Origin of the sequence: Pediococcus claussenii ATCC BAA-344, from assembly GCF_000237995.1 — a bacterium.
Lineage (GTDB): Bacteria > Bacillota > Bacilli > Lactobacillales > Lactobacillaceae > Pediococcus > Pediococcus claussenii.
In genome coordinates this window covers 1380431-1404043 of sequence record NC_016605.1, presented here as the reverse complement: position 1 = coordinate 1404043, position 23613 = coordinate 1380431, and the positions used below count along the sequence as shown (strand labels likewise).

Here is a 23613-nt window from a genome sequence, read left to right as displayed (position 1 = left end):
GAAACGATTAGGTTTCTAAAATCTAACGCCTGAAATAAAAAGGACTCCAACAAAACAATGTTTGCTGGAGCCTTAGATTATACATGCATGGTGTCTTTACGCTAACTTATTTAAAGTTTGGTTTTCAATTGATTGCAAATTTGAGACTGCTTCTTCAATAGTAACTCCGGTTGCCTGAATTTCAGGATGGCTTTTATCATTAGCGATAAAGACTTGCTTCTCAACATCGAGAGCAACATTATACCATGCAGAACTGTACTTTTTAAATTGCATAATGATTAACCTCCGTGTGTTATTGTACTAGCATGAAAAGCGTTTTCATTAAAACTAGCATTCACATAATTTACTACACAAAAAGATAAATTGCAACCTTTTTACACTGGAGATTAAAATGCAGAATAAATTAATTGTGGTAACAGGGCCAACTGGTTCTGGAAAAACCACGGTAACAGAATATTTAAATGAAAAATATGGCATTGCACAGGTTATCACGCATACTACGCGCGAGCCTCGTAGTAATGAGCAAAATGGCAAGGATTATTATTTTGAAACAAATGAATCATTTCAAAACAATCATTATTTAGAACAGGTAGAGTATTCTGGATTTCACTACGGGTCTTCTTATGAAGGATTAAGGAGAGCGTGGTTAAAATCACCTGTTGCAAGCATAGTACTGGATACTGCTGGCGCAATCACGTATGCTAACAAGTTAGGTGATGAGGTTGCAATCGTCTTTTTACACGTTACTAATGTGGAAGTTTTGAAACATAGGTTACTGAAACGTGGTGACAATGTGGACATTGTTGAACGGCGTTTACAAAGCCCAGAATACAAGCGCGATTTACATCTTCCAAAACAACTGAAACCAGATGCGATTGAAATTACTAATGATGATTGGAAAATGGCACGCATTAAAATCGATAATTTAGTAAAACAAATAAAAAATGAAATTGAGTGGAATTAAGGTATGGGTAGCTGTGCAGCTATATTCTACTGAGTTATATAGTAAGAATGGGGGAGCAAGGTACTGTGGAAACAACAATTGAAAGAGCAACTAAAATTGTTAAACAAGGTGGATTTAAATTAACCAAACAAAGGAAAAGCTTGCTAGAATTATTGGCAGAAAATTACCAACGATATATTGATTTAACGGATTTAGATGGAAAGATGCGGGAACTTTACCCAAAGATGAGCTACACAACTGTCTATCGTAATATTAGAGAATTTTCTAATCTTGGCCTCGTTGAAGAACAACAGCATGATGGCAAGACAGAAGTGAAGTTTCAGTGCGATGATTTGCACCAACATCATCATCATTTTATTTGTAATCGATGCGGTAAAGTTCAGGAACTTGAAATGTGCCCTCTAAACTTTTTTGAGGAACAGATTCCTGGGAGCACAATAACGGGTCATCAGTTTGAACTTTACGGTTTATGTGCTGAATGCACAATGAAAGCAACAAATTAGAACAAAAGATTTAGATAGTTTTAAGCCTACCCAATTAATCGAATTGTCCTTTAAAAATTTGGTAAGGTAGGAAATGGAGGTAATATTATGGCATATCGAACACCACCATTTTTGACACCCATCGCAATTTTGACGATGATAATTGCCCTTAGTGCTACGAACGTAATTGTTAACACCGCCACTGGGACGCAGGAGGGTGGAAAGTCTGTACAACAGTCAACAACACAATCAACTGGGTCCATGACCCATTCTAAGGATGATAGTTCAGATTCAAGGGATGCAAGGTCGGACTCAAGTTCTGATGTAAATTCATCGAATTCAACGAGTGATGCTACTTCAAAAAATCAATCACAGACAACAACGAATCAAGAAAATGGTGAAAGCGCAAAAGAAAGTAGTTCATCATCGACGGCTGATAAGGATTCCAGTGCTAGCAGCAGTGGACAGACAACAAGCAAGGCGACAACTGAAGCTCCTGAAACCCAGCAGTCAGCTACAAAAACTAGTAATAATACAGGACAATAATGAAGGGAGGAACCAAAAAATATGCTTACTTTTCTAACAATGGTTAGTCACTATATGGGAATGATTAACGTTAAAAGTCGTTTGAAGAATCAGGTCTATACGACGGTCGCTTTTGTTGGGAACTGGTACCTCTTGTTTATTGCAATCAAGTTTATTCAAAATGGCGGATATTTACGCGGATTTGGCTTATTAGCAATCTTCGTTATTTTTCTCTACTTTATCGTAATGAATATTTTTTTCTTTTTTACTGAGAAGAAGGCACCCTATGATATTTCACCTCAGATTGAGAAGTTAATAGGGGGGCGCCCTGAAGAAGTTGAAGAACAAGAAGAACTAAAAAGGCGTCTGTCTAGAGTCGAACGGAATAGTAATGGATTTGGAGCTAATGGATTTTACTCTGATGAAGTATTACTCCCGGCTAAGGTGAAAACTTCAAGTTCCCAACAACGAAACGTTGATGTACTAGTGAATGAGATGATTAAAAAAGGTTTGGTCATGAATGACTTTGATGGAAAAAATGACCAACAGTTGATTCAATCGGCAGATGAGGGACAACGTGAATTTTATGCTTTGGGTGATGGAGCTAGCTTCCCTTATTATGACTTAAGAGAAGAGCACGGACGCGCAATTATTTATGCAGGGCTGAATCAAATGTCAGAGTCCCCTGTGGGTGAAGTGGTCCGCGTGGGCTTGTCAGATTTCAAACATGCTAAACATGAGTTTCATTTGTACTTAGCTAATGCTGGGGTATCAGGTGGTCCACAAAAAGTTCAAGGACGTTCTGGATTGGTTGAGTCAGATGGCAAGTACGTTGTAAAAATTCAAATGGCATACAAACGAAGAACAACCAGTTTGCCAGATGATTTAAAATAATTTTTTTGTTGGTAAAAAATAAAATTGAATTAATTGGTCTGCTAGTCAAGGAGCTTGACTGGTAGGCTTTTTTGATTAAAAAACAATTAATGATTGAGGCTTTTTTTAATGTTTAAAAGAAGCGATATAGGCGAAATGATAGGACTTGAACTTTGACATGAATTTTTGATTAATTTATATTTATATTTAGTGATAAATTATTATGTTAACTGAAGTGTACTTTTAATTAGAAATTATGGTTAGCGAACGGAGGAATTTGGAATGTCAATGATCGAATTTCATAACGTTGAAAAATACTATGGGGATTTTCATGCGTTAAAAAATATCAATCTTACAATTGAAAAGGGTGAAACAGTTGTTTTAATAGGCCCATCAGGATCGGGTAAGAGTACATTGATTAGAACAGTCAACGGTCTTGAGCGGATTGAACAGGGTCAATTGATCGTTAACGGCTTTGATTTGGCCGATAAAAAAACTGATATGAATAGAACTCGTAAAAACGTTGGTATGGTTTTCCAACACTTTAATCTATACAATAATAAGTCGGTATTGGAGAACATAATGTTAGCTCCAAGGGTTGTCCTGGGGCGTCCTGAAGACGAAAATAAGAAGCTTGCTATGGAATTGCTTGAACAAGTTGGACTTGTTGATAAGGCAGAAAGCATGCCTTCGATGCTATCTGGTGGACAAAAGCAACGAATTGCAATCGCTCGTAGTTTGGCAATGAAGCCCCAATGTATTTTATTTGATGAACCAACGTCTGCCCTTGATCCTGAAATGATTGATGACGTTTTAAATGTTATGAAGAATATTGCTCGCGACTCAGATATGACAATGTTAGTGGTTACCCATGAAATGGGATTTGCTCGTGAAGTTGGGGATCGAGTTATATTCATGGCTGATGGTGAGATTCTTGAGGATGATGTAAAGGAAGAATTCTTTGACGGGCAACCTAGTAACGAGCGTGCTCGCCAATTCCTAAGTAAGATCATCAAGCATTAAAAGGAGGGACATTAGATGAATAAACTAGTCAAAAGAATGTCCCTGCTTGGTGCGTTGCTAATAAGTATGATTGTTTTAAGTAGCTGTGGAACACGCGAAGCAGCTCATCAAAGCGTCTGGCAGCACGCTAAACAGACTGACTCAATTACTTGGGGTGTAAAAGCTGATACTAAGCTATTTGGGTTGATGGACGTTAAAGATTCAAAAATTAAGGGATTTGATGTTGATATTGCACAGGCTTTAACGAAAAAAATGCTTGGAAAGAATGGTAAAGCTAACTTTGTACAAGTTTCAAGTCAAACACGAATTCCGTTATTGAAAAATGGAAATATTGATGCCGTAATTGCCACGATGACAATCACACCTGATCGTGAAAAAATTGTTGATTTCTCTAATTCGTACTTTGATGCGGGACAATCTTTGTTGGTTAAAAAGGGAAGCCCAATTAAAAACGTGAAAGATCTTAATAAAACTGGAACAAAAGTGATTGGGGTTGTTGGAGCTAATTCAGTTGAAAACATCCAAAAATTTGCCCCTAAGGCTAGTGTCTTGCAACTACAAGACTATGCCCAAGCCCTTACAGCTTTGAAATCCGGCCAGGGTCAAGCACTAACTACCGATAATGGTATTTTGTTTGGGATGGCAGTTGATAATCCGGACTATCGGGTAGTCGGTGGGACCTTTACCAAAGAACCATATGGAATTGCTATCAACAAGGGACAAGGTGAATTTAAGAGTAACATTAACAAAGCCCTTCATGAAATCGAAGCAGATGGTACATATAATCGAATTATCAAAAAATGGTTCGGAAATATTGCCGGTTTTAACTACAAGGAGGTTGAAAGATGATCAATATTATTGCTAATCATTGGCAGCCTTTATTAGATGGACTGGGTCAAACGTTATTATGTAGTTTGATTGCGTTACTCTTCAGTCTAATCATTGGATCTATGTTTGCTATTTTTGAAGTATTACCTAATCGTGCTCTAAACGTGATCGGCCGAATTTATGTTGAAATCGTCCGTAATATTCCACTTCTAGTTGTCACGATGTTCTTTTACATTATAATTCCTCGTTTCTTTATCACAATTAACGGATTTACCGCTGGAACGATTGGATTAACAATTTATACATCGGCTTTTATTGCCGAAACAGTTCGCGCTGGAATTCAATCAGTTAGTGGGGGACAGATGGAAGCTGCTCGTTCAAACGGGATGACTTATTGGCAATCAATGCGGTATATTGTACTGCCGCAAGCATTTAAGATTGTGATTCCACCACTTGGTAATCAATTTATAAACTTAGTTAAGAATTCATCAGTTCTTGCTTTTGTTGCTGGGTTTGATTTGATGTATCAGGGTAATGCCATTGCATCTACTACTTTTGATACTATTAACTCATACGTAGTAGTTGGTATTTTATATTTGATTATTACTATGCCCCTTAGTTATTACATGCGTTATCTTGAAAAACGAACGAATCGAGGTGTTGCATAATGCAATCATTTATCGACGCGTATTCTTGGGTAAACATTTCTTTTTTGCTAAAAGGATTGTGGATCACAATTGAGGTTTCTGTAATTTCGATTATATTAAGTTATATTTTTGGAGCAATTTTGGGATTGATTCGGTACGTTAAGATTAAATATCTATCGGCTATTGTCGGTTTCGTAATTGATTTAATTCGTAACTTACCATTGTTACTAATCTTTTTCTTTACCTATTTTGGATTACCAAATATGGGAATAAGGTTAAGCATCATGGCTTCAGCAATTTCGGCGCTGACAATATTTGAGTCAGCAATGTTGGCAGAAATTATTCGTGGCGGGATCGAGTCAATTCCGAAGGGACAAATGGAAGGGGCGCGTGCCAATGGGTTGACATTCTGGCAGGCAATGCGATACGTGGTACTACCACAGGCGCAAATGAGAATGATACCAGCTCTTGTTAGTCAGTTTATTTCATTAATTAAGGATACTTCACTTGCAACAATTATTATGTTACCGGAGTTAATGTATCATGCACAAATTATTTATGGACAGGATACTAATTACATTATTCCAATGTTCCTAGCTCTGGCTGTAATGTATTTTGTGGTTTGTTATGCTTTGTCAGTGGTTTCACGAGTTATTGAAAAACGAGTAAAGGCGTAGTGAAACTACATGAAGTAGCTTGAAATATACTGAGAAAATTAGTTCTTTAATTTTTGGAATTTTAAAAGATCTGTTGCAAGTAATAGATTTCTATTACTTGCAACAGATCTTTTGTTTCAAAACGATGCATATTTGAGAAACTTTGAGGCAACCTTTGTTTATAAGGAATTTGTGTCTGACTAATAATGGTATAATCAAAACGTTAGTAGGAGATGAAATGATGACGAAAAAGATAACCATTCGTGAAGTTGCTGTTCAGGCTGGCGTTTCAGTAACGACGGTGTCGCAAATACTAAACAATAAAGGCAAAAGGTTTAGCGCGGAAACACGAAAAAAAGTACGAGATGCGCAAAATCAATTAGGGTATGTACCAGACTTTAGCGCCCAAAATATGGTAACAAAGCAATCAAAGACAATCGGCGTATTAGTACCAGAAATTGGGAATCCTTTTTTCAGTAATTTAATTCAGGGAATTCAATCAGAATTGGCATTAAGAGGTTATGCACTGTTAATTTTTGATTTTGAAAATCAAGTTGTAATTGCGGAAAAATATCTTGCTGAGTTAGTTAGAAGAGCTGCTGATGGTATGATAATTGCTTCGGACATCATTGACAGGAAAAACATCGATCATATTTTAAATGCTAATAACGTTCCATACATTATGCTGGACCAAAATCCACTAAATACAGGCGATCAAGTCATAATTGATGATTTTGAAGGCGGCCGAATGGCAGCAAAACATTTTATAGATAAAGGTCATCAAAAGCTCGCTATGCTTTTGCCAGATGAAGCACCACAAAATATTGAGAAACGTTGGAATGGATTCAATACGTACGTAAACGAAAAAGCTCTTTCTAGTAAAAGGTTTACGGCAGAATTAAGTAAAAATGGTGGTCGTACCATGGCTAAGGATTTACTTAAAGAGCATATTACGGGCGTCTTTGCTGCAAATGATGAGGTAGCCATTGGGCTTTACCGAGGTGTGAAAGAAGCAGGAATGAAAATCCCAAATGATATTTCGATTATTGGCTATGATGATATTGATTTAGATCAATATATTACACCGAGTTTAACTACGATTCATCAACCTGTTTTTGAAATGGGAGGAAAAGCAGCACAGTTTTTAATTGAGCGTGTGGTAGATCCCTCTAGTAGAATAAAGAAACTAACATTGCCAATAAATTTAATACCTAGGGAAAGTGTAAAAAGCTTGAAAAGTTGATGAGAATTCAACTTTTTTTGTTTATTGGGTTGTAAGCGTTTGCATCAAGTGTTAATATGTCAATTGTAGAAACTTAGTAAAACGTTTTACTAATTGTTGGAGGAAATAGTATGACTAAAAAAATTGCGGTTTTAGGAAGCTTAAATGTAGATATGATTTTACGTTTGAACCGAATGCCTCAACCTGGAGAAACTTTGGCTGTTTCAAATAAATCGAGTGCGGCCGGTGGTAAAGGAGCAAACCAAGCTGTAGCTTCTGCAAGATCTGGTGCTGCGGTTCGCTTTATTGGTCGCGTTGGTGACGACGATGAAGGACGTTTCATGATCGATTCATTGAAAGAAGATCAGATTGATACGGTAAACATTAAAACTGATAAACGTGTTGGTACAGGCTCAGCCGTAATTTTATTAGATGACTCAGGACAAAATGATATTTTAGTTTACGGTGGCGCTAATCAACGCATTGCACCAGAAGATATATCAGAAGATGTATTTAATGGAATAGAAGCTTTAATTGCACAGTTTGAAACACCACAAGATGTTACTTTAAAGGCATTTCAAATTGCCAAAACAAAAGGAATTTTAACGGTTTTAAATCCGGCACCTGCACAAAAAATTAACCCAGATCTTCTGAAAGTTACTGATTTAGTAATACCAAATGAAACTGAAAGTGCCGCATTAACTGGAATTGAAGTTATCGATGAAGAATCAATGGAGAAAACAGCTGAGTCTTTCAGAGGAATGGGTGTTAAAAATTTGATTATAACAATTGGAAGTAAAGGCGCTTTTTATAGTACCGACAACGAAAGCGGGTTTATGAAGGCTTTTAAAGTTAAAGCAGTCGATACGACAGCAGCTGGTGATACCTTCATTGGTGCACTTACTTCGCAATTGAATAATGATTTGTCTAACATAAAAGACGCTTTGGAGTATGGACAAAGAGCATCATCGTTAACTGTTCAAAAGCTTGGCGCAATGCCATCAATTCCAACGCGTGAAGAAGTATTATCTACAAAATAAGGGGTATTAAAATGAAAAAAACAAAAGTAATAAATTCTCAAATTTCAACGTTGATTGCAGGAATGGGGCACATGGACTGGCTTTCTATTGGTGACGCAGGGATGCCGGTGCCACTAGGGACACCAAAGGTTGATTTAGCAGTTGATAAACAGTTGCCAAGCTTTATTGATGTTTTAAAAAATGTTTTAGAAGAGCTTGAAGTTCAAAAAATTTACTTGGCTGAAGAAATTAAAACGGAAAATCCGGATCAGCTAGTGGCAATAAAGAGTTTAATGCCCAATGTTGAAATTGAATATGTGCCACATTCTGATCTAAAGAAAGATCTAAGTAAGACGCACGGATTTATCCGAACTGGTGAAATGACACCATATTCTAATATTATTTTGGAAAGTGGAGTTACTTTTTAAAATTGGAGGTGCAACACAATGCAAGCAGTACGTAACAAAGCTCATGGCTTTAAGCAATTATCAGACGGTTATCTAAGTAAAACGCCACCGTTCCAATTTATGCTTGTTTCCTTGATCTTTCCATTGTGGGGAGCGGCAGCTAGTTTAAATGATATTTTAATTACACAATTTAAAACGGTTTTTACGCTGAATGATGCAGCAACAGCGTTTGTGCAGAGTGCTTTCTATGGTGGATATTTTTTGATTGCTATTCCAGCATCATTAATTATTAAGAAAAATAGTTATAAATTTGCAATTATGACTGGACTAATATTCTATATTGTTGGATGTGGATTATTCTTTCCAGCATCCAGGATTGCAACCTATAGTATGTTTTTAGTTGCTATTTTTGCTATTGCAATTGGCTTAAGCTTTTTAGAGACAGCGAGTGATACTTACAGCTCGATGCTTGGACCAAAGAAGCACGCAAATGCTCGTTTAAATTTTTCGCAAACTTTGGTACCACTAGGAGATATGGCTGGAATCATTTTAGGAAAATATTTAATTTTTGGTCATGTTGGGAACTTAGCTGAAAAAATGGCTACAATGCATGGTGCAGAACGAATTGCTTATGGCGAACAGATGTTGCAATACACCCTTCAACCATATAAATATATCTTAGCAATTTTAGTTGTAATGTTAATCATTTTTGCAATTACTCCTATGCCTAGCGCTAAGGCTACCATTTCTAATGCGGGTGGCGAAGTTGAAGAAAAGCCATCGTTAAAAGATACTTTAAAGTATTTATGGGGAAATCGTAACTACAAAAAAGGAATCGCTGCTCAATTCTTTTATGTGGGTATGCAAACCACTGTCTGGTCCTTTACAATTCGCTTGGCATTGAATTTGAATCATAGTATAACTGATAGCGCCGCTTCAACGTATATGATTTATAGTTATCTTGCTTGGTTTGTTGGTAAGGTTATCGCCAACTTTTTGATGAATAAATTTTCAATTACAAAGGTTTTAACTTGGTATTCCCTACTTGGGACAATTGCGCTAATCGGTGCATTTACAATTCCAAATATGATCGCTGTTTATATGGCAATTCTTACAAGTTTCTTCTTTGGACCAGAATGGCCAACAATTTATGCTCATACTCTTGATACTGTTGAAGAAAAGCAATTCACGGAAACAGCAGGTGCCGTACTTGTTATGGCAATCATTGGTGGAGCAATCATTCCTGCTGTTCAAGGTGTTGTATCCGATTTATCTGGTTCAATGCAATTTTCATTCATTGTCCCAACAATTTGCTATGTAATTGTTACATGGTATTTCTATAGTGAACATCGACGAGAATTAAGGGCATAACTTTTTTTATCAAACTAAAGGGAGTCACGACAATTTAATGTTGTGGCTTTTTTGTGCTTTAGGAAGCATGAAAGTTGTTTGGTTTAGTAAATATTAACGTTGAGGATTGTTAATTAATTATTTAGGGTGATCTACTCTAAAACAAGATGATTTGTTGGATACTGTTGAAACACTTAATAACAAGGAGGAATTGCATGAAGTTTAATTCAAAGTATTCAGGGGTAGTGGTTATTCCGACCATTTTATTGGCATTATTTACGCAGGAGAAGGTTAGCGCGGATCAAGTAACTTCTAAAGAGTCAGCTGTTCGGGCAACCAACGTATTAATGGCACAGCCTAAGAGTAACCAACTTAAGGTTTCAGGAAGTTTTACCGCCGGTGGGACGATTAATATTCGTAATAAGCCTAGCACTTCAGGAAAGATTGAAGGAAGTTATGCGGGTGGAGAGACGGTTAACTACGATCAAAAGGTTTCTGCTGAAGGATATGATTGGATTTCATGGATTAGTTACAGCGGCAGTCGACATTACATGGTGGAAAGGGTTACCAAAACAAAAGAGATGTGGGGGAAGGATAGTAACCCCGTTTTTGTTGGTGGCGCAAAAGATTCAGGTGGCAAGGTTAAACCCAAGGTGCCCGTAAAATCCAAGGTTAATCAGATTTTAGGTAAAGCACGAGCTCAAATTGGTAAGCCTTACGTTTGGGGTGCCACTGGACCTAATAGTTTTGATTGTTCTGGATTAGTACAGTATGTATACGCTAGCGTAGGAATTAAATTACCACGAACCTCGGAACAGCAGTCAACATGTGGTAAGGCTGTGAATATGAACCAACTAAAAGCAGGAGACTTATTGTTTTGGTCGAACAATGGAGATGCTTATCATGTTGGAATCTACACTGGGAACGGAAAATGTTTATTTGCTCCACAGCCGGGCCAAAACATTAAAGAGCAGGCAATGTCGTACTGGATGCCACAATTTGCAAGACGGGTACTTTAAGGAGCTCTTTCATTATATTTGCGTAATTTAATTTATAACGAAGAATAACAATATTTTTCAATGAATAGTTCAGTGGAAGTAATCAGATATCTTGGGGGAATTAGGTGGTTTCAGTATTTATTTGCGAAAATAATTCAGCAAAGTTGGATTTATACACTCAAATAGTCAATAATCATATTTTAATTAATGAGTTTGATATGCAAGTTGCAGTTTCTGCAAGTGATTCACGGCAAATTATGGAGTATTTTAAACACAAGAAAGTAACTGGTGGTCTTTATTTTTTAAATATTGGGCTGGGAGCGGGGGACTCTAATGGGATACAGGTGGCTACTCAGATTAGACGTCTAGATCCACTTGCGAAGATTATTTTTATTTCAAAACACATTGAAACCATGTACTTAGCTTTAGAAAAAAAGGTTGAGCCGATGGATTTTATTATTAAAACAAATCGACTTGAGGAGATAAAAGAACGAATCGAAGAGAACATTCGAACGGTTATTAGGAGATATGTAAGAGTGATGAGTCTGTTTGAAGATCGATTTGAATATAGAGTCGGGTTGAAATGGCGATCAATTGCACTCAGTGAATTAATTTTTGTTGAGTCGGCAGGCCAATCACATAAGATTATTCTCCATAGTCTCAAGCAGAACGATGAATTTTATGCCAATATTACTGATCTCGCTAAGAAATATCCCAAGCTATATCGTTGCCATCGAAGTTACTTGATTAATCCGGATAATGTTTCTTGTTATGATCCTAAAGCTAAACAAGTTAGTTTTATAAATGGCGATAGTTGTACCATTGCATCGCGAAAAGTTAGTGATTTTAAGAAATTAATGACTACAACGTTGTAGAAATAAATAGAAAAACGATCAAAAAAGCCGAACATAAGTACTCGTACTTTTGCTCGGTTTTTCTATACATAAAGCATAATTAAACTAAATTTATATCCGCGGTTACGTGGCTGGTCTGATATGGAAAATGCGATTCAGAATATTCAAATGGGGTACCGTCTTCTAGATAACTAATTTGTTTGATTACCAAAACAGGGTCGATTTTTTCGGCTCCTAATTCTTTTATATCACTTTCAGTCGCCTTAGCAGCTGTGACAATTCGGTGTGATCCAGCAATCTTTAAATTTTGTTTTTTCATATGATCATAGATGGAAGAAGCCAAAACTTTTTCTGAAAGCTTGGTAATCGAGGTTGGCATAATTGTATGTTCTAAGCTGAATACTTGATCATCAACAAATCGGACTCGATCAATCACATAAACTGGGTCAGTTTCTGTGATTAAAAGCCTTCGTTGCTCTTTTTCTGAAGGTAAACGAGCGTCTAAGCCAAGTACTTTACTACTTATTTTGTTATCAGGGTGGTTATGTGTTGTACCGAGTGGACGTTCAATTTTAGAATTTAAATCATCGATACTTTGTTGAAAATCCTTCCGTACAAATGTCCCAGCTCCGCGTTTTGAAAATACTATACCTTCAACGATAAGTGATTGGATTGCTTTTCGAATTGTTATTCTAGTGGTATCAAAATCCTTTGCCAATTGATTTTGGTCTGGTAATAGCTCTCCAGAAGTGAATTCTCCATTGATAATTTTTTGACGTAACTGTTCAGATATCTCCTGATATTTATACACGACTTTAACTCCCCAAATTATTGATAGTACAAACATTGTACACTTAAGAAGTCATTTCAGCAATTTGATAAGTATATACTTTTTTAAATAAAAGGAGTTTACAAATTCAAAAAGCGAGATTATAATGAAAAGCGTATTCAAATGAAAGGGGGAAAAAAGATGGATAAAAAGATGCCAAAGGAATTTTATGGGGGAATTCGGTTTCTAGTATGCAAACAGAAGGGGGGTATAACGAAGGAGGAAAAGGAAAATCTGTTTATGATACATACCAGGCGACTGAAAATAGTTCTGACTGGAAAGTGGGTATAGATAATTATCATCATTATCAAGAAGATTTTGATTTAATGGCAGAGATGGGGTTAAACAGTTACCGATTTCAAATATCATGGAGTCGAGTTAATCCTCTGGGCGATGGTGATTTTAATGAAGAGGGAATCGCTTACTATGATCAATTCATTAATGAACTGTTAAAACGTAATATTCAACCGATGATTTGTTTGTACCATTTTGATATGCCACTGAATTTGGCACAGAAGTACAACGGATTTTTAGATCGACACGTTGTTGATGCTTTTGCTCGATACGGACGTGAAATGGTTAAACGTTTTGGAGATCGGGTAAAATATTGGATTACATTTAACGAGCAGAATCTATATTCAACGTCCGAGGCTTTTAAGATTGCGGGTTATTTAAAAGGAAATAAAACTGATAGTGAACTTTATCAAATATCGCACCATGTAATGCTAGCGCATGCTCAAGTTACTAATTACATTCACGAGAATACGAACTGTCAAATTGGTGGGATGTTAGCCTATAGCGAGGTTTACCCAGTTTCACCACAACCGAAAGATATTCTCTATGCAAGACAGATTGATGAATTCTTAAATCATAATTTATTAGATGTTTTTGTACATGGTCATTACTCTAATGAAGTAATGACATATGTAAAAAATCATAATATTGATATGGACTTTCAAGAACAGGATAAGGAAGTTATTGGTAAAGTAAAAAGTGATTTTATTGCCTTTAGTTATTATCAAAGTGCCACGATTAGTAGTGCAATTGTTCCAGAGAATACACTTCCTAATTACTATTTGGAAGCTGGATTTAAACCTAATCCGTTTTTAAAAGTTTCAGAATGGGGTTGGTCGATTGATCCGCTTGGGTTTAGAGACGTTTTGACAAAAGTGTATGACCAGTATGGGGTTCCGATGTTCCCTATTGAAAATGGAATTGGGGTACGGGAAACCTATAACGGAACTGAGATTCAGGATGATTATCGAATTCAATATCATCAGTTACATATTCAAGCAATGATGGATGCAATGTTTGAAGATGGTGTCTCAGTGATTGGATACTTAGGCTGGGGGTTAATAGATATCCCAAGTTCATCAGGAAATATGGAGAAACGCTACGGGATGGTTTACGTTAATCGTGGTAATCATGATTTACGTGATATGAAGAGAATTCCTAAAAAAAGTTACTGGTGGTTTAAAAACTATCTTAATCAACTTAAGCAAAATTAGTTAGAAAAAGAAAGGGTGAGATGTTGTGAGTCAAAATAAACCAATGACAACAAGTGAAAAGCTGGAAAATTCAGGATTTATTGCCAAATTCACCGAGATTTCTGTAAAAGTCGGTAATTGGGTATATTTAAGGTCTTTACGTGATGCCTTTGCAATCATATTACCAGTATTTATAATTGCCGGTTTAGGTGTTTTATTCAACAATACTGTTTTTACTTGGTTATTTCACGGGGATACTTTAACAAAAGTTCAGGTGTTTGGGAATGCTATAACTAATGGATCGTTGAATGTTGCTGGATTACTAGTTGCACCAATGATCGGGTACACATTAGCAAAAAACAAAAATTTTAATAACCCAATTGCGGCTGCTGCAATGTCCTTAGCTTGTTTGATGATATTAATGCCGGGCAATGTTCAACTTGGAACGGTAGCCTCTGCAGGAGCAAAAATGGCGACGGTTACTGGTGGATTAAGTTACCTTAACACAGGAACCCAAGGGATGTTTGGCGGAATTATTGTAGGGTTAGTTGCTACAAGTATTTTTATGAAACTCGCGAGCTTTAAGCATCTTCAAATCCATTTAGGTGATAATATTCCACCTGCTGTTGGTGCTTCCTTTAGTGTGTTACTTCCTGCTTTAATTTTAATGTCGATATTTGCAGTGATCGCAGCGTTATTACAAGGATTTTTCAATACAGATTTAATTAATCTTATTAAGACGTGGATTCAAGAACCACTTCGTGGGTTTAACACAAATATTGTTGGTTTCTGTGTAATCTATACAGTCGCAAACTTCTTATTTACCTTGGGTATTCATCAAACTGTTATTTCGGGAACTTTAATGGATCCACTTGTTTTAGTAAATATGAATCAAAATATGACAGCATATGCACACCATGCAGCACATATTCCTAACATTATTACGACTTCTTTCGTTAGCAATTATACGTTGATCGGGGGATCTGGAGGTACAATTTCGTTAATTATTGCAATCTTGATTTTTAGTAAAATAAAATCTTCAAAACAAGTTGCAAGTTTGTCGTTAGCTCCAGGGCTATTTAATATTAATGAGCCAATGATATTTGGATTTCCAATTGTGTTTAACTTACCAATGATGATTCCATTTGTACTATTTCCAACCATTAGTAGTATTATTGGGTACACTGCTACGGCGCTTGGATGGGTAAGTCGAACTGTTGTGCTAGTTCCTTGGACAACACCACCATTGATTGGACCATATCTTTCAACTGCTGGTGATTGGCGTTCTGTAATATTACAAGCATTAATCATTGGATTAGGGGTTCTTTTCTATCTACCATTCATGAAGATTAGTGAACGAGTTGCTAGTGTAGAAGCAAGTGAAGAACTAACACAAGATGACAAATAATTATTAGTAAAATAATGCAAAAAAAACGAATGATTCTCTTAAATTGGGATTCATCCGTTTTTTATTCCTAAATAAATTTTTAATTGTAGCTAGAATCTGACTGTACTTTATTAACTCCTTCGATTTTGCATAAACTTAAAATAATTTTGTTTCGATCGTTTTTATTTCGTGTAAGACCATCGATTTGAAGATTTATGGTTTGTGCGTCTGCACTAGTGATACGCAAAGAAGTTTTGTTTACACCATTATTTGTGAGAGCCTTTTCTAAAGCCGATTTATTGAAACTATTACTATCAATTTCAATTTGAAATCGAATATGCGAGTTTCGAATTATCATGTTAAGAATGGAATCATCATGAAATACAAATTGAATGATGATGATGAAAATTGTAGCTGAAATGCCTATAAGATACATACCAGCACCAATGCTCATACCAATAGCAGCTGTGACCCACACGCCAGCAGCAGTTGTTAGCCCGCTTATTTGGGTTCGATGGATTAGAATGGTTCCTGCACCAATAAAACTAATACCACTAACAATTTGTGCCGCAATTCGTGATGGATCCAATACAATACTTCGAGCAGATAAAATATCTTGAAATCCGTATTTTGAAACGAGCATGACAAGCGCTGCTCCAACGATCACAAGCATGTGAGTTCGAATTCCAGCCGATTTTTGTTGACGAGACCGCTCATAACCAATTAAGCCACCACAAACTGCAGCTAATAATAATCGTAAGATCCAGTCAATTTCCGTATTCATATCGAAATTGCCTCCTTGATTTCTCTCCATAGTAACCGTAGTTTGAAGTCGGAAACATATCAAGAAAAATGCCCATACTTCGGTGGTTATAATTAGAGTTAACATGGTACAAATTAAAGATATCCTTTTTTTTCAGAGCGATAGTTGGATAGTTTATGGTCAATTTGTTTTATCTGTTCTTCTTTTGCTTTAATTTCGGAATGAATAATTTGCTTTTGATTCTCTAAAATAGCAATTCGCTCTGCAACAGTGGCATCTCCTTGCAAAATCAATTGATGATAGTGTTGAATATCATTAAGACCCATACCAGAATCTCTCAAGTATTTTACAAAATTAGCCCAATGCTGGGCGTTATCATCATAAAGTCGATTATTATTTCTGTCACGGATGGATGATAAAATTCCCTTATCTTCGTAGAATCGCAGTGTTCGAATAGAAAGATTAGACTGCTTAGCAAGCTGACCGATCGTTATTAGTGAATCATTCACCATGAGAATTCCTCCTAATTAAATTCAGTTATTAACTGAGTATAACAATTGAAATCTTTATCATTTAAATATTATTTATTGACCTCTAGTTGGTAGAGGAGTGTATTCTAGTACTTGAGTTTTATTGTTTTATTTTAGAAAGGAAGAAAAATTATGGAAAACCAAAAAATAACATTAATAACTGGTGCTAATCGTGGAATGGGGTTGGAAATTGCCAAAGAGCTTGGGCAAAAAGGGCAACTAATTTTGTTAGGAGTTCGCGATGTTACTGGTAGTCAAAAAGTATTAGATCAGTTGCGGTCACAGGGTGTACGTGCTGAATTAGTGTCAATTGATGTGACAAATGAACAAACAGTTGAACAAGCTGTAAAGGAAGTTGAAGGGAGACATGGGCATCTTGATATTTTAATTAATAATGCTGGAATTGCCTTAGATAATTACGAAAAACCTTCAACACTCCCAATTAGTACAATCAGAAAAGATTTTGAAGTTAATTTTTTTGGAACAATTTTGGTTACGCAAAATTTTTTGCCATTATTAAGAAAGTCAACCTCAGGAAAGATAATCAATATTTCAAGTGCTGTTGGTTCGTTAACCTTGGCTTCTGATCCGTCAACAAGCATTTATCAACACAGTGCGATGGGTTACCAAGCCTCAAAGAGCGCCTTAAATATGTTCACAATTGATTTGGCAAATGAACTAAAAGAGACGAATATCACGGCCAATGTAGTTAATCCAGGATGGGTAGATACTACGTTCGCAGGTGGTGGCGGAAACAAAACGGTTGAAGAAGGGGTTCAAAGAACAGTTGAACTGGCAACCATGGAGAGTAACGATATAAATGGAACTTTTTCGGATAGTGATGGGATTGTTCCTTGGTAAAAGTGTTCGGCTAATTTAGAGAATTCTTAAAAGTATTTATTAAAAGTTATAAGTTTATTCTTGAGTCATTCTAACTTATTTGATAGTCTAAAATCATTCTAAGGTAGGGATGTGATGATTTGAGAAAGTTAATTGGCTTATTAGTCTCCACAATTGTGATGTTTGCGATTGTTATTGATGGATATTTCTTGATTATTAAGGATTGGTTAAGGGGCCAACCTATCCAAGAATCACAAGCATCCACCAATGTTGCATCTGCAAAATCTTCATCGTCTAAAAATTATAAAAATGGTGTCTACACTGGAAGTGCAATATCAACGCCTAATGGAGATGTGCAAGTTCAGGCCGTTGTTTCAAATGGCAAAATCACTAAAGTTAATGTGCTTAAGTATCCTAATTCTAATCCGCACGATCAACAGATAAATTCTCAAGCACTACCGGTATATAAAGCTGAGGTAATCAAGAAACAAAACGCGAAGATTCAATTAATGTCTGGAGCAAGTGAGACGTACGCTGGATTTACAAAGTCAGTTCAAAATGCTATGAATAAGGCGGAGGTATAGAAGATGAGCGATTTGTTTTTTAAGTCATATGTGATTAACTCAATGGGAATGCCGTTTACAGTGAAGCTGGGCTTTACATTATCAACTGATTTTTTTTCGAATAAAGTTATTTTTGAAAATTTAATTAAAAAAATTACAGTTTATCTAAATCATATTGATGAGCACTTCTCGCCATTTAAAAAAATGTCATTAGTTTCAAAATTCCAACGACGAGAATTGACGCTACCTGAATTTACCACTGAATTCCAAGAAGTTTACAATATTGCTGAAAGCGCAACTAGTGAAACAAAAGCGTATTTTGATGCACACGTAAAAGGTGTATATGATCCCACAGGTCTCGTAAAGGGATGGGCGATTGAAAAGGCCTTTTATAGCTTTTTACATCCCTTAGTTTCAAAACATTTAGTACAAGCAGTGGCCATTAATGGCGCTGGAGATATGCAATTTGAAGTAGAATCAGAAACTGATTTTAAATGGCAAATTGGTATTGAGGATCCACTCGATCCAAGTAAAACTTTAGCCGTTTTCCAAATGCCGACTGGAGCAATTGCAACCTCTGGTACAAGTAAACGTGGTGAACATATCATAAGAACAGGTTCCGGTGAAGAGCTAATTCAGGCTTCAATCATAGCTCCTTCTTTAATTCAAGCTGATATCTACGCAACAGCTGCAATTTCAGCCGGAAGGACTCCTTTTTTAGAACTAATACAAACAAAGAACTTTTAAGGTGTTTCAGTTGATCAAAAACAGGAATTAAGATTTCTTTAATGAGGTTGATACTAGTGATAAAGAAAATATCTTATGTAAAAAGTTTGGTGTGGTTGGTGTTATTGTTTGTTGTACCCTTGCCATTAATTCAAACGATTGGAACCGAATTGCCAACAATTTACAGTAGTGAGCAATTTGCAGTACAACTGGGAGCAATTGCGTACGTGTGGTTCTTGGTGGCAATATACCTGAGTACTCGCCCCAAATGGCTAGATCGCTTAATTGGGTTGCCCAGTATCTACTTTATTCATGGTATTTTGAGTATACTTGCAATTTTGTTAGCATATGTTCATAAAACGCAGACAAGTTCTGCGGGCTGGATTAAGAATACAGGCAATTGGGCCTTTGACTTATTTTTTGCAGTGATGTGTTATTCACTAATTTTTCTTGCTGGTTGGTTGACAACCAGAATACCACTATTGAATTGGATAAAAATTCAGTTTGAGAAGTTCTTTAAACACGAAGTATCGGTTTGGCTGCATCGCCTAAATATTGTGGCTGTTATACTCGTATTTATTCATGTTCAACTAATTTCATATATAACACACATGACAGGTTTTATACTATTGTTTGATGCATACAGTATCATTGCTTTAATTGCGTATAGCTTCCATAAATTACGGAATGCAAGGCTATTACACCATGGACGTGTTCAATCAGTTGAGGAAATTGCTAAAAATTTTTATCAAGTTCGCGTAAAAATTGCAAGACCTCAAAAATTTAACATTAATGCTGGTGATTTTGTATTTATTAAATTCCCTCATATTCAAAAAATGAAAGAACTGCATCCTTTTTCGGTATCATCGGCACCTGATAATAATGGAATAATTACGTTGGCAATCAGGGGAGATGGTGATTTTAGCAAAATGGTAAAAGACCTGGATAAGGATGAAGTAGTTCAAATTGACGGTGGATACGGACGTTTTTCGGCCATGATTAACGAGAATCCTAGTAGTAATTTAACTTTGATTACTGGTGGATCTGGGATAGTACCAATGGTTTCAATTGTAAGCAAACACGCCGATAAAAATATAAAGGTTTATTATTCAGCTCATCAGAGAGAGAACCTTATCTTTTTAGAGGAACTAAAAAAGGTTGAAAAGTCACACCCTAATATTGAACTTCACATACAAGCTGGAAGATTCAAACAAGACGAGATTTGGAATACAAATCGGAGCTCTCAAAATACGCTATATCTAATTTCAGGTCCACTTGGGCTGGGACGTCATTGGAAACACTTTTTACTTAATCAAGGTATTCCAACAGATCACATTTTGTTTGAGGAGTTTATTTGGTAAAAAACGGCATAACAACTTTCAAGGAGATTGGTTGCTCTCCCAAGTTGTTGTGCCGTTTTTAATGCGCTATAAAAGATAATTTTCTAATCGTTGGTAATCTTGTTGTTTTAATTCAGCGGTTATTTTAGTGCCGTTTTCAGTGTATTCTGTGTTTTTAACATTGGCATTACCGTTCAAAAAATCAACAACTTGTCCTTCTGAAAATGGGATTAAAAAAGTTGCCTCCACATAATTCTTGAATAGTTGTTTTTTTATCAAGGAAGTTAACATTTCAAGCGATTGAACTTGTCGGGCCGAGTAGGTTAACTGTGTACCGTCAAGAGTTGGATAGGTGACACCGGCAAGATCTGCTTTATTAAAAGCATAAACCATCGGCACGTCAGTTACACCAATCTCTCGTAAAGTTTCCTCAGTCGTTGTCATCATCTCTCGATAATGCGGGTCAGATAGGTCAACGACTTGAACAAGTAGGTCCGCTTGAGCGGCTTCAGCTAACGTTGAACGGAAGGCTTGAATCAAATGGTGGGGAAGATGACTTACAAATCCGACAGTATCACTTAGCACAATCTCTTTTCGATCAGGAAAAGAAAGCTTACGCACACTAGTATCTAAAGTTGCAAAAAGCATATTTTTTTCAAAAACTTGTTTTTCATCGCTTCTACCAAACATACGAACTAAACCATTCATAGTTGTAGACTTACCGGTGTTAGTATAGCCCACCAATGCAACACTAGGAATATCTTTTTTATCACGCTGCTTGCGTTGAACTTCGGATGATGTTGATATTTCTTTTAATTCTTTATTAATATGTGCGATTTTGTTGCGAATTGTTCGGCGATTTAATTCCAGTTTTGTTTCACCAGCTCCACGGTTCGTATAGCCACCCCCAGCATTGCCAGCTGTTTGTTGATCTAAGCGCTGACTTGAACTGGTCCTTAAACGTGGTAACTGATATTCTAACTTAGCTAATTCGACTTGTAATTTAGCTTCACGGCTATGAGCACGATTAGCAAATATCTCTAAAATTAAACCCGTACGGTCGAGAAAGTGTAATCCAGTTTCCTTTTCTAAGTTACTTAGCTGGCTGGGTGATAGTTCTTCACTGACAACAACTGTATCAGCTTTTTGAGCAGTTGCAAGATTGGTTATTTCTTCCAGTTTGCCGCTTCCAAAATATGTGGCTGAGTTTGGACGATCTAATTTTTGGAGAATGCGATCGACAACCTCCATGTTATTAGCAATTACGAGGGATGCCAATTCATCCATTTGATATTCTAAATTAGAGCCAGGTAATTCAAGTCCTGCAATGATAACTTTTTCAATTTCTTCCATATAAAAAGTTCCTCCATTCAAATGAAACCGCTATACCAAATTATATCATGGAAAAGTTAAATTAAATTGTGGAATTCATTTTGACCTATGTAAGCTTATATAACAAGACTTAAGCAATATACCATCAAAAACAAATTGAATAGCAATCTATATTTCAGACATTTTTAGCTTGATTTTAATTTTTCTCTAATATATACTTGTTTTACATTAAATATTAGAATTCAATTTGAATTAAGGAGCTGGAAAGATATGAAATTTAAGACGGTCGGAAAGCTGGGTGCTGTTGCATTGGCTTCAGCATTTATCCTAGCTGCTTGTGGGAATAAGGGCGCTGATTCTGATAAATCAGTAAGTTTTCAAGAAAATTCAGAATTGGCAACCTTAGATCCTTCCAAAGTTACTGATGTGGTTGGTATGACTCAACTGGGGAATACTGAAGAGGGATTATACAGGATTGGAAAAGATAATAAAATTGAGAATGCTTTGGCAACTAGCACAAAGGTCTCTGATAATAATAAACAATATACATTTACGATCCGAAAGGGTACAAAGTGGAGTAATGGTGATACCGTTACTGCAAAGGACTTTGTTTATAGTTGGCAACGAACTGTAAATCCTAAGACTGCATCACAATATGCTTATATTTTCTCTGGAATCAAGAACGCTGATAAGATTGCTGCAGGAAAAGCAAATTATAAGACTTTAGGTGTTAAAGCCGAAGGAAATGATAAGTTAGTTGTAAGTTTGGATCGACCAATTCCTTACTTTAAGCTTCTAATGGGAATGCCACAATTCTTCCCACAAAGTGAAAAGGCCGTCGAAAAATATGGAAGTAAATATGGTACTTCTGCAAGTACAACTGTTTACAATGGACCATTCAAACTTGAAGGATGGACGGGTTCTAACTTATCTTGGAAGTTAGTAAAGAATAATACGTACTGGGATAAGAGTGCTGTGAAGATGGATAAGATCAACTACCAAGTTGTTAAGGATTCCGGAACAGCGGTAAATATGTACAATAGTAAGAAACTCGACCGTGTTTATATTAATGGGGATCAGGTTAAGAATTACAAAAATAGTAAAGATTACCTGAAATACCTAATGGCTTCAACTTTCTACCTTGAATTCAATGAAAAGAAAGATAAATACTTCCAGAACGAAAAGATTCGTGAAGCACTATCACTTGCTGTTGATCGTTCACAATACACTAATAAGGTGCTTGGCGATGGATCAGTTCCTGCAACAGGATTAACATCAGCTGGGTTGGCTAAAGATCCTAAGACTGGTAAAGATTTTGCAAAGGAAGTTGATGTACCATCAGCATCTGAATATGACTTGAGTAAAGCTAAAAAGTTAATGGCAGAAGGTCTTAAAGAAGAGGGACTTAAGACACTTAATTTCCAACTCTTGAGTGATGATACTACGAATGGTAAAGCTACAACAGAGTTCCTTCAAGCCGCATGGGAAAAGATTCCAAATGTTAAGGTTTCATTGAGTAACATTCCGTTTAAGAACCGTCTTGCTAATTCAGCAAGTGGTAAGTTCGATGTTGTAGTTTCCGCTTGGGGGGCTGACTTCTCTGATCCAATTTCATTCTTACAATTGTTCACTTCTGATAACTCATTGAATAATGGTAAGTGGAAGAATGCAGAATACGATAAATTAATCAACGCTGCAAATACCACAGATGCCGGTAAGCCAGAAGCACGTTGGAATGATATGAAGAAGGCAGAACAGATTCTTCTTAAAGATGAAGGAATTGCACCACTTTATCAACAAGCATACTCATTCTTACAACGCGATAACATAAAGGGCATTGTCTACAATTCAGCTGGATTGAACTTTAACTTCAAAGATATGTATGTAAAATAGTATAATCAGTTTAGAATAATGCAAGCGGGTAAGAGCGGAGTTCGTTCTTACCCCTTTGTAATTATATGAGACTAC

General features: G+C 36.3%; 26 protein-coding genes. 21 read left to right on the top strand and 5 right to left on the bottom strand.

From position 1 onward, the window contains the following. Positions 1 to 96: 96 nt before the first annotated feature. Positions 97 to 273 carry a hypothetical protein gene (locus PECL_RS10240; RefSeq protein WP_014215872.1) on the bottom strand — a complete coding sequence of 59 codons (177 nt, stop codon included), beginning with the start codon at positions 271 to 273 and terminating at the stop codon, positions 97 to 99. Between the two features lie 118 nt (positions 274 to 391). Here PECL_RS10240 and PECL_RS06985 point away from each other — a divergent pair, with 118 nt between their 5' ends. The 14 genes from PECL_RS06985 (at position 392) to PECL_RS06920 (ending at position 11869) form a co-directional block, all read left to right on the top strand. Continuing rightward, positions 392 to 964 (top strand): guanylate kinase, encoded by a 573-nt coding sequence (locus PECL_RS06985; RefSeq protein ID WP_014215871.1) that lies wholly within the window; start codon positions 392 to 394, stop codon positions 962 to 964. Between the two features lie 47 nt (positions 965 to 1011). Continuing rightward, the gene (locus PECL_RS06980; RefSeq protein WP_041534648.1) at positions 1012 to 1467 is read left to right on the top strand and encodes a Fur family transcriptional regulator; all 456 of its coding nucleotides are present in this window, start codon (positions 1012 to 1014) and stop codon (positions 1465 to 1467) included. Between the two features lie 87 nt (positions 1468 to 1554). Beyond that, complete coding sequence (locus PECL_RS06975; protein ID WP_014215869.1) at positions 1555 to 1992, top strand: hypothetical protein; 438 nt, start codon at positions 1555 to 1557, stop codon at positions 1990 to 1992. A 21-nt stretch (positions 1993 to 2013) separates the two neighbouring features. Beyond that, a complete protein-coding gene (locus PECL_RS06970) occupies positions 2014 to 2865 on the top strand; it encodes a DUF6681 family protein (protein ID WP_014215868.1) in 852 nt (283 codons plus the stop codon). A gap of 261 nt (positions 2866 to 3126) precedes the next feature. Then, the gene (locus PECL_RS06965; protein WP_014215867.1) at positions 3127 to 3867 is read left to right on the top strand and encodes an amino acid ABC transporter ATP-binding protein; all 741 of its coding nucleotides are present in this window, start codon (positions 3127 to 3129) and stop codon (positions 3865 to 3867) included. Between the two features lie 15 nt (positions 3868 to 3882). Next, entirely contained in the window at positions 3883 to 4716 is an 834-nt protein-coding gene (locus PECL_RS06960) for a transporter substrate-binding domain-containing protein (protein WP_014215866.1), read from the top strand. Further along, complete coding sequence (locus PECL_RS06955) at positions 4713 to 5363, top strand: amino acid ABC transporter permease (RefSeq protein WP_014215865.1); 651 nt, start codon at positions 4713 to 4715, stop codon at positions 5361 to 5363. The genes PECL_RS06960 and PECL_RS06955 overlap by 4 nt, the downstream gene beginning before the upstream one ends. Further along, on the top strand, positions 5363 to 6019 hold the full coding sequence (locus tag PECL_RS06950) for an amino acid ABC transporter permease (RefSeq protein WP_014215864.1): 657 nt from the start codon (positions 5363 to 5365) through the stop codon (positions 6017 to 6019). The genes PECL_RS06955 and PECL_RS06950 overlap by 1 nt, the downstream gene beginning before the upstream one ends. 220 nt (positions 6020 to 6239) lie before the next feature. Next, the gene (gene rbsR, locus PECL_RS06945) at positions 6240 to 7241 is read left to right on the top strand and encodes a ribose utilization transcriptional repressor RbsR (protein ID WP_041534647.1); all 1002 of its coding nucleotides are present in this window, start codon (positions 6240 to 6242) and stop codon (positions 7239 to 7241) included. A 110-nt stretch (positions 7242 to 7351) separates the two neighbouring features. Continuing rightward, positions 7352 to 8260 (top strand): ribokinase, encoded by a 909-nt coding sequence (gene rbsK, locus PECL_RS06940; protein ID WP_014215862.1) that lies wholly within the window; start codon positions 7352 to 7354, stop codon positions 8258 to 8260. Positions 8261 to 8271: 11 nt separating this feature from the next. After that, entirely contained in the window at positions 8272 to 8667 is a 396-nt protein-coding gene (gene rbsD / locus PECL_RS06935; RefSeq protein ID WP_014215861.1) for a D-ribose pyranase, read from the top strand. An 18-nt stretch (positions 8668 to 8685) separates the two neighbouring features. Then, entirely contained in the window at positions 8686 to 10017 is a 1332-nt protein-coding gene (fucP, locus tag PECL_RS06930; protein WP_014215860.1) for an L-fucose:H+ symporter permease, read from the top strand. Positions 10018 to 10211: 194 nt separating this feature from the next. Then, a complete protein-coding gene (locus tag PECL_RS09750) occupies positions 10212 to 11015 on the top strand; it encodes an NlpC/P60 family protein (RefSeq protein WP_014215859.1) in 804 nt (267 codons plus the stop codon). Between the two features lie 104 nt (positions 11016 to 11119). Beyond that, positions 11120 to 11869, top strand: a complete 750-nt coding sequence (locus PECL_RS06920) for a LytR/AlgR family response regulator transcription factor (RefSeq protein WP_014215858.1) — start codon at positions 11120 to 11122, stop codon at positions 11867 to 11869. A 79-nt stretch (positions 11870 to 11948) separates the two neighbouring features. Here the strand turns inward: PECL_RS06920 and PECL_RS06915 are convergent, their stop codons facing one another. After that, complete coding sequence (locus PECL_RS06915; RefSeq protein WP_014215857.1) at positions 11949 to 12695, bottom strand: GntR family transcriptional regulator; 747 nt, start codon at positions 12693 to 12695, stop codon at positions 11949 to 11951. A gap of 173 nt (positions 12696 to 12868) precedes the next feature. Between PECL_RS06915 and PECL_RS06910 the strand changes: the two genes are divergently transcribed. Next, the gene (locus tag PECL_RS06910) at positions 12869 to 14185 is read left to right on the top strand and encodes a glycoside hydrolase family 1 protein (protein ID WP_014215856.1); all 1317 of its coding nucleotides are present in this window, start codon (positions 12869 to 12871) and stop codon (positions 14183 to 14185) included. Positions 14186 to 14228: 43 nt separating this feature from the next. Next, positions 14229 to 15572 (top strand): PTS sugar transporter subunit IIC, encoded by a 1344-nt coding sequence (locus PECL_RS06905; RefSeq protein ID WP_041534769.1) that lies wholly within the window; start codon positions 14229 to 14231, stop codon positions 15570 to 15572. 79 nt (positions 15573 to 15651) lie between these two features. Here the strand turns inward: PECL_RS06905 and PECL_RS06900 are convergent, their stop codons facing one another. Both PECL_RS06900 and PECL_RS06895 read right to left on the bottom strand, forming a co-directional pair. Then, entirely contained in the window at positions 15652 to 16335 is a 684-nt protein-coding gene (locus PECL_RS06900; RefSeq protein WP_014215854.1) for an MgtC/SapB family protein, read from the bottom strand. 113 nt (positions 16336 to 16448) lie between these two features. Continuing rightward, on the bottom strand, positions 16449 to 16826 hold the full coding sequence (locus PECL_RS06895) for a MerR family transcriptional regulator (RefSeq protein WP_014215853.1): 378 nt from the start codon (positions 16824 to 16826) through the stop codon (positions 16449 to 16451). A gap of 150 nt (positions 16827 to 16976) precedes the next feature. On the opposite strand from PECL_RS06895, the gene PECL_RS06890 reads away from it, so the two are divergent. The 4 genes from PECL_RS06890 to PECL_RS06875 all read left to right on the top strand — a co-directional run bounded on the left by PECL_RS06890 (position 16977) and on the right by PECL_RS06875 (position 20334). Next, complete coding sequence (locus tag PECL_RS06890) at positions 16977 to 17705, top strand: SDR family oxidoreductase (protein ID WP_014215852.1); 729 nt, start codon at positions 16977 to 16979, stop codon at positions 17703 to 17705. Between the two features lie 119 nt (positions 17706 to 17824). Beyond that, entirely contained in the window at positions 17825 to 18268 is a 444-nt protein-coding gene (locus PECL_RS06885; protein ID WP_014215851.1) for an FMN-binding protein, read from the top strand. A gap of 3 nt (positions 18269 to 18271) precedes the next feature. Continuing rightward, on the top strand, positions 18272 to 18994 hold the full coding sequence (locus PECL_RS06880; RefSeq protein ID WP_014215850.1) for an FAD:protein FMN transferase: 723 nt from the start codon (positions 18272 to 18274) through the stop codon (positions 18992 to 18994). Positions 18995 to 19050: 56 nt separating this feature from the next. After that, entirely contained in the window at positions 19051 to 20334 is a 1284-nt protein-coding gene (locus tag PECL_RS06875) for an FAD-dependent oxidoreductase (protein WP_014215849.1), read from the top strand. Positions 20335 to 20400: 66 nt separating this feature from the next. Here the strand turns inward: PECL_RS06875 and hflX are convergent, their stop codons facing one another. After that, positions 20401 to 21666, bottom strand: coding sequence for a GTPase HflX (hflX, locus tag PECL_RS06870; protein WP_014215848.1), 1266 nt, complete (start codon positions 21664 to 21666; stop codon positions 20401 to 20403). Between the two features lie 249 nt (positions 21667 to 21915). Here hflX and PECL_RS06865 point away from each other — a divergent pair, with 249 nt between their 5' ends. After that, on the top strand, positions 21916 to 23538 hold the full coding sequence (locus tag PECL_RS06865) for a peptide ABC transporter substrate-binding protein (RefSeq protein WP_014215847.1): 1623 nt from the start codon (positions 21916 to 21918) through the stop codon (positions 23536 to 23538). Positions 23539 to 23613: the final 75 nt, after the last annotated feature.